Raw genomic sequence first — 13,716 nt, forward strand, 5'->3', positions numbered from 1 at the left:
CTAGCGCCATTCCAGTAATGCCGGGCAGGTCTCCGCCGCCTCGCCCCTGATCTCGAACGGGACCCACTGGCTGGAGGTCGGGTAACCTCTCATGTGGCGTATCCTCATGCGCCGGTTAAGGTCGTCATCGAACTTGAGCTCGATGACCCCGTCAGCAATGGCCATCAGGTGGTTGACGGTCTTGTCATCGTGCACACTGTCGTGGATCGAGAATATCATGGTGCCGTAAGTGCTCCTCACCTTGGAGCTCGATATCTGGAAGAACTTCAGGACCACGTTGGACTGGTTGTACAGGAACAGCGTCGAAAGGGTGTAGAGGAAGACCCTCACCGGTCGAGCGTGCTCGGAGCCTATGGAGTTCACGTTGAACATGATTCCTTCCAGATCCGAAACTGGCCGCACCTCGGACTTCGGATATGGCGACCTCTCCTCGTTGGAACCGAGCAGTGAGGAGTGATAGTCCACCACGAACAGCTTCTTGCCGAGCACCGCCTTGGTGTCTATGCCAAAATGGCCCATCATGGTGATTATGTCCGACGGCAGCACGTCGACGGTCACGAAGATCACTGAGACGTCCTGCGTGAGGTAGTCCTTTAGGAGGCTTATGTTGAACTCCAGCAATCCGATCCCTGGTGATCCGACCAACAGAATGGAACTGTGGTCGGGAAGCGAGGCTTTGATCATTTCTTTTCCTCCTCACACTATGGGGGAGAGCGAGATGTTTCCTCCCCGTTCCCTTGCCTCCACCGCCAATGCGTTGCATTCCGTGAAGGGTTCCTCACCGAAGAGCACCACCGTGCCGCCTATCCTTTCCACCTTTATGTGCAGGTTTGCCAGATCGGCCAGCCGTTGCGTGGACTTTGTCGAGGGAGATGTTATTCCGACGAATATCCCGTTGTTACGCTTTATGGCAGCCAGGTGATCGGGGATCTGGTCCATCACCTTGTCCCCATATATCGACTCGAGCGAATCGAACCCCATCACGGACAGAATGGGTGACTCGGCGTTGCCGAGCGCATAGGATATGGATTTCCATTTGTAGTCTGAGGCGGGTGATGAGCCTTCCACCGGCATCACGTAGGGAGCACCGGCCAGTTCCATCTGTGCCGCCAGCTCGGGAATCCTGACATGCTTCTCGAACTGTTCCTTTGTCAGCGACCCGGTCATCTGGTTCTTTGCCGCCTCGGCCGATGTCTTGCGGGTGGGAAGCCAGAAGACCCCCCGGTTCAGCGAGACGAAGTTGGCCACCAATGACCTTTCCAATACCCCGCTTATCGCCGTTGGGATGCCGTGACCGAGCTCTATCAGCGTCATGGAACCCTTTTCCATGCCGCCCCTCATGAGCCGGTCCAGATCGGTGAGGCCGAAGGAGACCTTGCCGGTCGTGTCCTGGACCGGTTTCCATGGGTCCTGATGCCTGACCTCGTTCTCCCAAAGGTTGGCAAAGGTCTGTATACGAGAGGTTTTGAGAGTGAAAAGGTACTTTGGCTGGGCTATCTCGACCCCCCTCAATTTGAGGATGTCGATCTCCCTTATGCGACGCAACTGGTGATCTGCCAGTCCCAGGATGAGGACCCCGTCCCCCAGATAGTCTAGCTTGGTCTCATTGTTCTCAAGCACAAAGAGAACGTTGGAACCGTAACCCTCGACCAGGTCCTTTTGTATGGCAGTGAGGAGGGAGGCGCAGCTCATGCTGTACCGTTCCGCCATGGCATCGATGGAATCGATTACGATGAGCGAACGGGCCGGGAACGTACCCTCGACCACGTCATAGACATGCTCCAGGTCGCCCAGGTCCTTACCGATCATGACCGACATCTCTTTCTTGGCGGTGCCGATGCTTTGCATCCCCAGGCCCTTCAGCTTGCTGAGGCCAGTCCGATGTTTGCCTACCACTTCCTCCTTCTTTTGTTCGGCCGCAACGGAGGCGGGCATCAGCTTTTCCGTGAGCCAGGGGAACTGAGTAATCAACGAGTGGTCCGACACCCGCATGGAAAAGTAGAAACTGTTCTCGATCTGGGCCAGATCCTCGATCGTCTGCAAGGCGAAGGTGGTCTTACCAGTACCTGCATTACCGCGTAGGATGAGGGAATGTCCGCCGGGATTCATGAAGAACTTGCATATCTCGGTCGGTATCCTGCGGCTTTCTTCTGAACGGATCATCTATACACACCCGAAATGTCTGAATTTGACTGATTTAGAACAGTCTCTCGGAGTTAATCCCCGTTGTGGTCTGATTATCAAGGCAACGAATATCGGTGTTACTACACGCTGGAAAAGGTTGGAAAGTTATTATAGCTCGATATGTTGATGCTCGCCCGAGGCACAAACCATGCAGGCAATTATTCTAGCCGCGGGGGAAGGCACCAGACTGCGGCCTTTCACGATGTCGAAGCCTAAAGTCATGTTGCCAATAGGAAACAAACCCATCCTCGCCTACGTGGTCAGGGCCCTGGTCGAGAATGGCCTCAAGGACATCATAATGGTCGTCGGATACAAGAAGGAACGGATCATGTCCTTCTTCGGCGACGGTTCCAAGTTCGGCGCGAAGATTACCTATGTCGTTCAGGAGAAACAGCTCGGGACGGCCCACGCCCTCCTCCATGTCAAGAACATGGTTAAGGGGGACTTCATCCTGGTAGCGGGAGACAACATAATCGATCGGGAGACGGTCTCCAGGATCATAAACTATGAAAAGAACCCGTCCGTCCTGGTGACCGAGAGCGAGTTGCCATCCAAGTACGGCGTCATCACTTTGGACCACGATCGGGTGGCGAGCATCACCGAGAAGCCCGACCGCAGGATCGGGAACATCATAAACACGGGGGTCTACCATTTTAATAAAGACATCTTCCAGTTGGTCGAGGAGGAGGTCAGGGCCGGTCGCTATGGGATAACCGAAGTGCTACAGTCCAAGATAGACGAGATCAGACTGGAAGCGGTCAGGACCGGCGGACGCTGGCATGACGCCGTCTATCCCTGGGACCTGATCAAGCTCAACGAGAAGGCCCTCGATCTGCACGGACAACAGGTGTCCGGGATGATCGAGCCTGGTGTCACCATCAAAGGACCGGTGTCCATAGGCGCCGGTTCCCGCATCCGCGCCGGCACCTACATCGAGGGGCCAGTGGTCATCGGGGAGGGCTGCGACATAGGCCCGAACGTGGCCATATTCCCTTCTACCAGCATAGGCAACAGCGTGGAGATCGGACCCTTCACCAGCATTCACAATTCCCTCATAATGAACAGTGTAAGGATAGGTTCGCATTCACACCTGGGGAACGCGGTCATCGGAGACGGCGTGTCCATCAAGGGAGCGTTGTCAGCGTTCGTTGGACCTGCCTACGTCAAGGTCGAGGGCGAGTTCTTCAGGGTGGACGAGATCGGGGCGATGATCGGTGAGGACACCACCATCTGCTCCCGGGTCGTTCTCACATCTGGAGTGATCGTCGGGGCGGGGTGCAGGATCGGGGACGGAGCTACCCTCAGGGGAAACATGGAAAACAAGAGCGTTGTGATCTGAGATGTGCGGCATAATAGGTTATACTGGATACAGGCAGGCATCGTCAGTATTGCTGGACGCGTTGAAACGGCTGGAATACCGCGGGTATGACTCCGCCGGCATTGCAGTGATGACCCCCAATCTGGAGGTCCACAAGAAAAAGGGCAAGATCGAGGAACTGCGTAAGATCCTGCCGGAGGTCAAGGGCAACGTAGGGATCGGCCATACCCGGTGGGCGTCGTGCGGCAAACCGTCCGATGAGAACGCCCACCCGTTCCGGGACTGTTCGAAGGGAATCGCCGTGGTGCACAACGGCATCATCGAGAACTACATGTCATTGAAGAAGACCCTCGAAGCCGAGGGGCACAAGTTCTCTTCCCAGACCGATACCGAGGTCATCGTCCACCTGCTCGAGAAGTACTATGTGGACGATATGCACGAGGCGTTGCAGAAGACCGTGGCGACCATCAAAGGAACATATGCCATTGCCGCGGTCAAGGAGGGCAGCAATGAGATCGTCGCCGCCCGCAAGGAGAATCCGATGGTCATCGGATTGGGGGTAGGGGAGAATCTGATATCGTCGGACGTGACAGCGCTTCTGCCATACACCAGCAAGGTACTGTACATCATGGACGGGGAGACCGTCAGGATCACTCCGGAAAAGGTCCTGGTGTTCGACACGAACGGTACTCTGGTGGACAGGGAGGAAGAGATCGTCTCATGGAGCCCCGAGGACGCCCAGAAGGGCGGATTCGAGCATTTCATGCTGAAGGAGATCTTCGAGGAACCGCTGGCCATCCACAATTCCATCCTGGGGGCGCAGGAGCTCATCGAGGGCGAACTGCTTCCCAACGTCAGTTTCAACTCCATCAAGATCGTCGGATGCGGCACGTCGTTCAACGCCGCCATGGTGGGCAAATACATCATGGAGGAGTTCGCCAAGATCCCGACAACGCTGGAGCTGGCATCAGAATACCGTTACTCGCCCGGGGCGTTGGAGACCCCCCTGGTGATCCTGATATCGCAGAGCGGCGAGACGGCCGACACCTTGGCCGCAGCACGTGAGGCCCGTCGCCGTGGATGCAGAACGCTCGGGGTCACCAACGTGGTGGGAAGCTCGTTGACGCGTGAGGTGGACGAGGTGTTCTATACCCATGCCGGACCGGAGATCGGGGTCGCCGCGACCAAGAGCTACATCACGCAGCTGATCGCGATGTACATCATCGGCATACGCATCGGATACGCCAAGCGGGCCCTCAGCTACGACGCCATGTGGAACGCCCTGTCCGGTCTGAGATCGGCCCCCTCGGTGGTCCAATCGGTCCTCGACAGAGCGTCGGAGATAGAGCAGACCGCAGAATTCATCAAGGACGCCCGAGACATGTTCTTCATCGGAAGGAACATCAACTACCCGACCATGCTGGAAGGGGCGCTGAAGATGAAAGAGATATCCTACATCCATGCCGAGGGGTTCGCCGCCGGCGAACTGAAGCATGGACCTCTGGCGCTGATCGACTCGAAGACGCCGATCATCGCGGTGGCCCTCTCTAAGGACCACACCTACGACAAGATGATGGCGAACATATCGGAAGTGGCGGCCAGGGACTCGCCCGTGGTCTCGATCGGACTTGAGAACGACCACGAACTGGCTCAGATATCCGATCGGATGATCACGGTGCCGACCACGCCCTCGGTGTTCTCGCCGATCCCGGTGACCATCGTGCTGCAATTGCTCTCCTACTATGTGGCCAAGAAGAGGAACTGCGATATCGACAAACCGAAGAACCTGGCGAAGAGTGTCACGATCGAGTGATCAGCCCAGTCTTTCGGGGCAGTTCTCCCTGCGGGAACACCCAACGCACTTTCCGACCCGGTGGTGGTTGCGGTGCACCTCACCGCTCTTCATCAGCCCCCGCATCTCCGCCAATTTGCCCAGCAGAAGGCTTTCCAGTTCGTCGTCGAACTCGATCTCGTGCTCGACGTCCCCGTACTTCAGGATGCCGCGGGACACCCGCTTACCGTTCTCGTCGCTTAGCAGCAGGCAATAGGCCCCGATCTGAAGTATGTGCGAGAATAGCGGGCCTCGAGGCTGTCGGCCGGTCTTCAGGTCGACCGGGATCAGCTCGTTGTCCACCATCAGTATGTAGTCTGGACGGCCGGTGAGCTTGTACTTTTCCGAGATCAAGAGCCTCTGATCGTCCGTACCGACGTAAAGCACCTTGCCGTCCACGTTGACCTTGGCGCGCTTCTTCTTGGCCAGGCTCTCTGCCATCAGAGAATAGTACAGGGCTGAGCTGGCCCCCATGAGCCATATCAGGGCAAGCACCTCGAATACCGAGGCCATCTCCTGATTGAACTGAAGAAGGGTAACGGCGTTCAGGGCCACCACCATTGCGACTATGCCAGCGACCGCGATCTGCCTTTCCCTGCGGATAACCCCAGCGGCTTTGGCCGAAACACTGTGTATGAGTATCAGAACGGCAGCGACCCAGAAGACCGAAAGGAGGGTCAGCAGCCAATGCCAGCCGGTAAGGGTCCGGGACTGCGTCAGCAGAAACCCGACGATGGCCATTAGGGTTGATACCGCCGAGAACCACAGCACCGCCCGCTCCCAGGAACCGGCCTTTTTCTCGCTGACCATGATGGTCATCAGGTCATCTGAGATGTTTTCGTGGTTCCTTGTGCCCTGTTTCAGGCTTTCCGAGCTTGCCTGGCCTGACCTGCCCTGCCACCAGCTGAGGGGGCAATAGCCGAAGCGCTCCAGGTCACTAGCAGAAATGAACTCGGGGTCCACGGGTCAAATGAAGCGCTGTGTGTATTTGGCGCTTACCATCTGGTTAAGGCATCTTGCAAATCAGGTTGGTGATGGAAGCGTCAGAGATGTAGATGCCCTCGGGCGGGGTTATCTCGTCCACGAACCCGAACCAATAGATGACCACTCCCTGTCCGAAAAGTTCCAGGTACGGTTCCAGTTGCTTCTTCATGTTCTTGTTGACTTCCACCCGGTCACCGAAGGTCGCCTTGGACTCGATCCATTTGACCTCCCATCCGTTGACCCTGATGGGTTTGTCGAGAAGGCAGTCAGGGGTCTTCGGGTATTCCCCCCGCAGGTCCTTCTCGGTCCGGTAAGAGATATTCTGGCCGTCCAACCAGCACTGCAACTTCTCTTCGCCCCAGGTCCCCCGCTTGTATTGCTTCTCCGTGGCCCAAGGAGAATAGACGAGGTCTTCCTCGGTGATCTCTTTGATCTGCTGTTTGAGGGACTCGTCAGAGATTGTGTCCACGCTGCGCACCATGTTCCAGAACTGTTTCTTGGACCGGCCGCTCACCTGATAGATCATCAGACCGGTCAAGATCGGAGGGAAGTTCCATTTCCTTGCAACCTCCAGCAAGGTCAATCCATGGTTCCAGTCGTTGACCAACTTTTGCGCGTTCCTCTGGACCTTGTAGAAGCTTTTAGTGGTCTCTCGGACCGTCCTTTGGGTAAAAATGACATCCAAGAGCTCGAGGTCAAGACCGAGTTCCTGGGAGAGCTTGGTGATGTCTGCCGGCTCATTCAGTCGGTCATAGATCACCTTGAAATCGTTGTGCTTCATTAGTTCACGCTTGTCATTGCTTCGTACAAGGGATTTAATATATAAATCTATTGTAAATTAGATTAATAATGAGAACATCTGGATAGGGTAAGAAACGGCCATTTTAGGGCGGTCGTGCTGGTGCCTGATTTGCCCCACCATGTATTCGATACATTCATTATAATTGAATGCCTTTCGTAATCCATAGTCCAGTTCAATATCTGGGCAATTAGAGATGGGAGACTTAGATTATGGCAGTATTACCGTACATGGCGAACCCGGTCGGCCCTCCGTGGCTTCCCGCAAGCGTCGCCGAGGCAAGAAAGCTAGCTTACTGGGCCCAAATAATCGCTGGAGTCCTGGGCGTCCTGTTGATCATTGCAGGCATCGTCAACCTGGTGGTATGGGATAGAGGCTTAGGGATAATTTACCTCATCGACGCGATCATCGCCTTGGCGTTCGCCGTCCTGCTGAAGGGAATGCTGTTCGACATCATAGACCAGGGCAAGTTCAAGGAGGCGAGCGACCGCATGCTGATCTTGGGGATCATCGGACTGTTCGCCTCGGTGATCCCGGGCATACTGCTCATTCTAGGATATGTCCGGATGCAGGAGGTATTCCAGCCACAGTACCAGCAATACCAACCGCAGAATGCCACCGTCGCCCCGCCCCAACAGGTACCGCAGCAACAGGCACCAGGCCAATACCAACAGGCCTATCAGCAGCCTGCCCCGCAGCCGGCACCGCAGCAATATGACCAGATGCAGACCCTCAGGGAAGGGATAAAGCAGGACCAGGCAGCGGCAGAGCAGAAGAAGAAGGATCAAAAGACCGAGATGATCAAGTGCAGCAAGTGCGGCGTTCAATACCCGTCCTTCATGCACGCGTGCCCTAACTGCAACGAGCCGAAGTCGAAGTAATGAGAACCCTTTCACCACCTCCTAGGTGGTGTCATCCCTTTTCTTTTCGAACTCCTTGATATCGAAGAGGACCTCGCCCCGCTTCAATATCAAAACGATGCGATGATATGGGATCTCGCTGTCGGCGGTCATGAAGAACGAACGTCCGAGCGTTACGATCTCCTTTGCCGGTATGGTCAGAACGTCGCCCGGGGCCCCGCGGTGAACATAGGTTATCAAGACCCCGTCCAGACTGCCGTCCTTCCATTTCAATCGGTTCAGGATCTCCCTTGGATAAGGCACCATGATCAATCAGATGCTCATGGCAAAAGCTTTTTCTGGAACACACTGCCTGCATTCCTCCATGGACGTCAGGTCGATCACGGGCAACTTCGTCGATGTGGTCTCGGGCAAGATATTCCCGGCAAAGTTGTCCTATGCGGACGGTAAGGTACTGGCAATAGAAAAACTGGACTCAGCCGAGTCCCGGTTCATACTGCCCGGATTCATCGATGCCCATATACACATCGAGTCCTCGCAGCTCGTCCCTTCGCGTTTCGCGGAGGCGGCTGTTCCACACGGTACCACCGCCACGGTCTCGGACCCGCATGAGATCGCCAACGTGATGGGCATGGAAGGCATCCAGTACATGGTCAGCGATTCCGGGTCGGTGCCCATGCGCATCTTCTTCACCGCACCTTCCTGCGTCCCGGCGACCCCCTTCGAGACGGCCGGCGCCAGGATAGACACGGAGCAGATAGAGAGACTGCTGGGAATGAAACAGTTCGTGGCACTGGGAGAGGTCATGAATTACATGGGTGCGATACGCGAGGAACCGGAGGTGATGGGCAAGATCAAGGCTGCCCACGCCCTCTGGAAGCCCATCGACGGGCACAGCCCGGGGCTCGTGGGGCCTGACCTGGTCAAGTACATCAACGCCGGTATCAGGACGGACCATGAATGCCTTACCGCGGACGAGGCGGAGGAGAAGTTCCACCTGGGAATGTGGGTGATGGTCCGGGAAGGCAGCACGGAAAAGAACATGCGGGACCTGATGCCCTTCGCAAAGGCCAATGAGTGCTTCCTCGTCTCCGATGACCTCCGGGCGACCGATCTGATGAAAGGTCATGTGGACCTGCTGCTCCGCAAGGCCATTTCCATGGGCATGGACCCTATCCACGCCATCCGGGCGGTCACTGCCTGGCCGGCATGGCACTATTATCTGCCAGGCGGAGTCCTCAGCGTGGGAAAGCCTGCCGATTTCGTGATCGTGGACGACCTCAAGGACTTCAAGGTGAGGGAGGTGCACATCGCCGGGGAACTGGTGGCGAAGGACGGTAAAGCGCTGTTCGACGTGATCCCGTTGAAGGCCCCGCTGGCCATTCTCAAGCAGGACAGGAAACCGGTGGAGTTCGAGATCCCCACCTCTGGTCCGAGCGCAAGAGTAAGGGTCATACGGGTGATACCGGAGGAGATCGAGAGCCGGGCAGAGACCGCTTTCCTCAAGGTGATCGATGACATCGTAATTCCTGACGCCTCCAGAGGGATCAACCTGATCGCCGTGGTGAACCGGTATCGCGAGGCGCCGGTCTCGGTAGCGTTCGTTTCCGGATTTGACCTTAAACGGGGGGCCATGGCGTCGACGGTGGCCCACGATTCTCACAACATCATTGCGGTCGGGGCGGACCCGGTCTCTCTGGCGGAGGTGGTGAACCGGGTCTCCGAGCAGGGAGGTTACTACATCACCGACGGAGAGAGGAACGAGTCCATGCGCCTTCCGGTCGCCGGCCTGATGAGCACCGATCCATGCCATTCGGTGGCGGAGGAAGAGATCAGGGCGGTCAATATGGCCCGGTCCATGGGCTGCAACCTGGCGGCGCCGTTCATGACCTTGTCATTCCAGGCATTGCTAGTGGTGCCGGAGCTCAAGCTGTCCGACAAGGGGCTGTTCGACAGCCACCGCATGGAGTTCGTGGACGTTGTGCTCGATGGATGACCCCCGCCGGCGTGTGGTGCCGCCATGGAATTCGTTGAACCAGGACTGGATGGGACTGCCCGCCCCAAGAACGGCGGTCGCCCGTCATCCAATGGTCTGTTTCATCCGCCATTTTCCCTTGGGTACGATGATCTCGAACCTGGCGCCCCCGCCGGGGGTCCCGTTCTCCTTGATGCCCATGCCGGTGATGCCGAGGATCTGCATACCGAGATAGAGCCCGAGCCCGGAGTCCCTTCCGTATCCTTTGATGAATATCTTCTCCTTCTCTCCGGCGCCGACCCCCATTCCGTCATCCTCGTAGACAATGGAACAGGCATCCCCCGCCAGGTCCACGGTCAGCCTGACCTTGGAGACCTTCGCCCCGTGACGGTTGGTGTTGTCGAGCAGAATGTAGAAGAGCCTTTCAAGCATGGGGTCGGCGTACACCTCCAGAGAACCCGTCGTCACCGCATACTCGACGCCCTGCTCGGCGCACAGGACCTTGGCCCTCTGGAATGTCCGTTCGACATTCTGCCATTCAGGCGAGAGGACCCCTATCTTCTCATAATCCCTGGTGAAGTTTATGAGATGCTCGATCGCGGCCGTTGCCTCCATCATCCTCTTGAGGTATTCGCTTGATTGCGATGGGTCCTGCGCCTTCTCCTTGAGCAGCTGCCCGTATCCCCTGATGACCGTGATCCGATTCAGGATGTCATGCCTCGTGATCCCGTAGAGCACGTTGAGCTTGGAATTCGAGGAGGCAAGCGCTTCCTCCGTCCTTCTGACCGAGGTGATGTCCCGGAGGATGAGAAGGCGGCCGAGCCGCTTGTCCTCCACATTCACCGCCGAATTCATGACCTCTAGCCTGAGCGGAGAGCCGTCGGATGCCGCCGTCTCGACGACCCATAACCCTTCGCGTTCAGGGCCCAACGATGCATGGACTTCGGGCATGACCTCCGCGATCATCCGGCCGAGAGGGAACCGTCCGTCGTTATGGACAAACCTCTCCGCGGCGGAGTTCAGGTATGTCACGCGGCCCTCCTGATCGATCATGACCGCCCCGTCCTGCATGATATCGGCGATGGAGTTGAGGACCAGGGGGGTGGCGTAGAAAAGGCCGTACCGGTAGACCGCCAGATACAGGGTCACGCCGCTGAAGATGAACGCGGATATCATGGCATCGACGATCGGCACGGAGATCAGGCGGCCGAGGCTCAGCATGATCACGGCCGTAGGGATCACGGCCGATATGAGGATCAAGCCCACCTGTGCCCTCTGCAACTTCGGGCATCGGATGAAGGCGATGACCGCCACGCTGATCGCGGCCATCTCGAGGATGAGCGAATAGATGATATGGATGTAGTACACCGGACCTTTGACCGTGAATATCTGGCCGCTGACGGGATCGAGGTGGACCTCCTGATAGAACAAATGAAGGTAACTGTTCGTCCATACCATCAGGACGACGAACGCCGGCACGGCGCAGGCGATGGCCAGGTTCCGTCTGGTCAAGAGGTCCTCCCTTCCGGCATATCTCACCACGATGACAAGGTAAAGGACCGGAATGCCCGCGATGCTGATGTACTCAACGTCGTTGCACAGGAGCTTGGCCGATAGCCCGTCCACGAGCCTCTCGCACATGTAGGTGACAGCGAGGATAAGGACCAGAAGAGATAATGTAATGAAATTGGACCTGAACTGCCTGGTACCCCGTTTCCAGAAAAGAAACGCCAGGCATGCCGCCATCACCGCCATGGCGGTATCGAGTAACATCGGGGCCAATAACTCGGTCATGCAACGAAATTGATTTTTCTATTCGTATTTATGTGATGGGGCACCATTCCTTCGAACGATAACGTGTTCCCATGAGCCTATCATTTCATCTGGCTCAAGCGCTGCTCGTTCATCAGCGGTCGTACGGACTTGAACATGTCGAAGGATCGATTTGTTCGGACGCCCTATGTCATCGTCATCCGGTTACCGGAGGCGCGATGATGTTCCTTGCATGAACGCGCATCGCCCTGACCTCTCGTCGGCAAACCTTTTCACCGTGGACGGTCATCGGGGGTGGACGCTGGCCCATAGGCGGCGGTGGCGTCGGGGCGAAGTCGCATGGAAAAGGTGGAGAGCTTCCGGTGCAAATTGGTGACCTGGGACGAGATCGCGCAGTGGACCGAGTCAGTGGCCAGGAAGATCACTGAGACCGGTTTCCATCCCACTGTGGTCATAGGACTGACCCGCGGAGGTTGGGTCCCGGCGAGACTGATCTGTGACCATCTCAAGGTGAAAAAGCTTTACGCGGTCAAGACCGAGCACTGGGGTGTCACGGCCAATCAGGACGGCAAGGCGCTGCTCACCCAGGAACTGAGCATCGACATCGCCAATGACAACGTTCTGATAGTGGACGACATCACCGACACCGGGGAGAGCCTGATCCTGGCATTGGGCCACCTGATGAAGATGAAGCCTCGGGAACTGAAGAGCTCCACCCTGCTGCACATCGCCCATTCCAAGATCCAACCGGACTTCTTCTGCGTCCACGTCCCCAAGGAGGAATGGACCTGGTTCATCTTCCCCTGGAACCTGCATGAGGACCTCAGGACCATCCTGCCCAAGACGCTCACGGTCCCCCGGGATGAGAAGGGAGTGCAACTGGCCTTCAAGGAGCAGTTCTCCGTCGACGTCCCGATTGAACTGGTGCGGGAAACGCTGCAGGAACTGTGCGCAGAAGGTCTGGTCCGGCAGGAAGGGAGCTCCTGGATCAAGGCCAACTGAGCGCGGACGAGGGTCAGAGCTCGATGAATACCTCTTCCCCTTCGAGCGTGAGCGGATAGGTCTGGAGCTTCTTCGCCTGCGCATTTCGCACCACATCCCCTGTCCTGACATCGAATTCCGCACCGTGCATCTTGCACCGGACCAGATTCCCTTCTTTCTTTCCTTTGGAGAGATCATAACCCATATGGGAGCAGCGTCCCTCCATGGCGAAGGGCTTTCCATCCATCAGACCGATGACGATCGACTTGCCTTCCACCTCGACCTTGGTCAGTGTCTCTTCCGAAAGATCCGTGAGGGTAGCTATCTTGAAGCGCGCCATGTTCGGAAATATCGATGGCGGGAGGGCATAATCCTTTCTATGGAAAAGGGACGGGCAACCCCCCGACCGATAGTGACTATAAATCGTCGGAATGTTGTTACTTCAAACATGTTGGAGAACCTCAGGAGGAGCCTGGAGGCGGCACCCATCGTGAAGATGGGAGACTACAATTACTTCGTTCACCCGGTCACCGACGGCATACCGTTCATGGAGGCGGCAGTGATGAAGGAGATCATCGACCGGATCCAGAACGTGGGGGATTTCGATTGCGATTACATCGTCGCACCAGAGGCCATGGGCATACCGCTGGCCGTACCGTTGACGCTGAGGACCGGCATCCCTTACAACGTGGTTAGGAAAAGACGGTACGGGCTTCCAGGAGAGGTGAGCGTCCACCAGGTCACCGGATATTCGGAGAAGGAGCTCTATATTAACGGCCTCCGGTCGGGGGACCGGGTGGTCATCGTGGATGACGTCATCTCCACCGGAGGAACGATGCGCGCCCTGGTCCAGGCCCTTCAGAACATGGGCGTGAGGATCGTCGACATCATCGTGGTGGTCGAGAAAGGCGACCGTAAGGAAGCGCTCGAGGCAGAGCTGCACATAAAGATAAAGACCTTGGTCAAGGTCGAGGTCAGGGACGGAAAGCTGGCCGTCCTGAACTGACCTTC

Annotated in this window: 13 protein-coding genes; 6 read left to right on the top strand and 7 right to left on the bottom strand. The window is 56.9% G+C overall.

Translation table 11 applies throughout. The features are described from left to right. Both VGK23_07655 and gvpD read right to left on the bottom strand, forming a co-directional pair. The gene (locus VGK23_07655; protein HEY3420409.1) at positions 1–684 is read right to left on the bottom strand and encodes an RAD55 family ATPase; all 684 of its coding nucleotides are present in this window, start codon (positions 682–684) and stop codon (positions 1–3) included. A 12-nt stretch (positions 685–696) separates the two neighbouring features. Further along, on the bottom strand, positions 697–2,163 hold the full coding sequence (gene gvpD / locus VGK23_07660; GenBank protein HEY3420410.1) for a gas vesicle protein GvpD P-loop domain-containing protein: 1,467 nt from the start codon (positions 2,161–2,163) through the stop codon (positions 697–699). A gap of 169 nt (positions 2,164–2,332) precedes the next feature. Between gvpD and glmU the strand changes: the two genes are divergently transcribed. Both glmU and glmS read left to right on the top strand, forming a co-directional pair. Next, a complete protein-coding gene (gene glmU / locus VGK23_07665) occupies positions 2,333–3,523 on the top strand; it encodes a bifunctional sugar-1-phosphate nucleotidylyltransferase/acetyltransferase (protein ID HEY3420411.1) in 1,191 nt (396 codons plus the stop codon). A gap of 1 nt (position 3,524) precedes the next feature. Continuing rightward, on the top strand, positions 3,525–5,315 hold the full coding sequence (glmS, locus tag VGK23_07670) for a glutamine--fructose-6-phosphate transaminase (isomerizing) (GenBank protein ID HEY3420412.1): 1,791 nt from the start codon (positions 3,525–3,527) through the stop codon (positions 5,313–5,315). Here glmS and cas4 read toward each other — a convergent pair whose 3' ends face one another. Together cas4 and VGK23_07680 are read right to left on the bottom strand one after the other, a co-directional pair. Continuing rightward, positions 5,316–6,296, bottom strand: a complete 981-nt coding sequence (gene cas4 / locus VGK23_07675) for a CRISPR-associated protein Cas4 (protein ID HEY3420413.1) — start codon at positions 6,294–6,296, stop codon at positions 5,316–5,318. It lies immediately after the preceding gene. 43 nt (positions 6,297–6,339) lie between these two features. Beyond that, entirely contained in the window at positions 6,340–7,098 is a 759-nt protein-coding gene (locus VGK23_07680) for a C15orf41 family protein (protein HEY3420414.1), read from the bottom strand. A 230-nt stretch (positions 7,099–7,328) separates the two neighbouring features. On the opposite strand from VGK23_07680, the gene VGK23_07685 reads away from it, so the two are divergent. Next, positions 7,329–7,997, top strand: coding sequence for a hypothetical protein (locus VGK23_07685; GenBank protein ID HEY3420415.1), 669 nt, complete (start codon positions 7,329–7,331; stop codon positions 7,995–7,997). A 21-nt stretch (positions 7,998–8,018) separates the two neighbouring features. Here the strand turns inward: VGK23_07685 and VGK23_07690 are convergent, their stop codons facing one another. Continuing rightward, positions 8,019–8,279, bottom strand: coding sequence for an RNA repair domain-containing protein (locus VGK23_07690; protein ID HEY3420416.1), 261 nt, complete (start codon positions 8,277–8,279; stop codon positions 8,019–8,021). A 61-nt stretch (positions 8,280–8,340) separates the two neighbouring features. Between VGK23_07690 and ade the strand changes: the two genes are divergently transcribed. Further along, positions 8,341–9,972, top strand: coding sequence for an adenine deaminase (ade, locus tag VGK23_07695; GenBank protein ID HEY3420417.1), 1,632 nt, complete (start codon positions 8,341–8,343; stop codon positions 9,970–9,972). 84 nt (positions 9,973–10,056) lie between these two features. Here the strand turns inward: ade and VGK23_07700 are convergent, their stop codons facing one another. Beyond that, on the bottom strand, positions 10,057–11,745 hold the full coding sequence (locus VGK23_07700) for a histidine kinase N-terminal 7TM domain-containing protein (protein ID HEY3420418.1): 1,689 nt from the start codon (positions 11,743–11,745) through the stop codon (positions 10,057–10,059). A 318-nt stretch (positions 11,746–12,063) separates the two neighbouring features. Between VGK23_07700 and VGK23_07705 the strand changes: the two genes are divergently transcribed. Further along, positions 12,064–12,726 carry a phosphoribosyltransferase gene (locus VGK23_07705; GenBank protein ID HEY3420419.1) on the top strand — a complete coding sequence of 221 codons (663 nt, stop codon included), beginning with the start codon at positions 12,064–12,066 and terminating at the stop codon, positions 12,724–12,726. 13 nt (positions 12,727–12,739) lie between these two features. Here VGK23_07705 and VGK23_07710 read toward each other — a convergent pair whose 3' ends face one another. After that, positions 12,740–13,045 carry a Rieske (2Fe-2S) protein gene (locus VGK23_07710; GenBank protein ID HEY3420420.1) on the bottom strand — a complete coding sequence of 102 codons (306 nt, stop codon included), beginning with the start codon at positions 13,043–13,045 and terminating at the stop codon, positions 12,740–12,742. A 108-nt stretch (positions 13,046–13,153) separates the two neighbouring features. Between VGK23_07710 and hpt the strand changes: the two genes are divergently transcribed. After that, positions 13,154–13,711: a hypoxanthine/guanine phosphoribosyltransferase gene (gene hpt / locus VGK23_07715; protein ID HEY3420421.1), complete on the top strand. Its 558-nt coding sequence runs from the start codon at positions 13,154–13,156 to the stop codon at positions 13,709–13,711. The last annotated feature ends 5 nt before the right edge of the window (positions 13,712–13,716 follow it).

This window comes from Methanomassiliicoccales archaeon, from assembly GCA_036504055.1.
Classification (GTDB): Archaea; Thermoplasmatota; Thermoplasmata; order Methanomassiliicoccales; family UBA472; genus DASXVU01.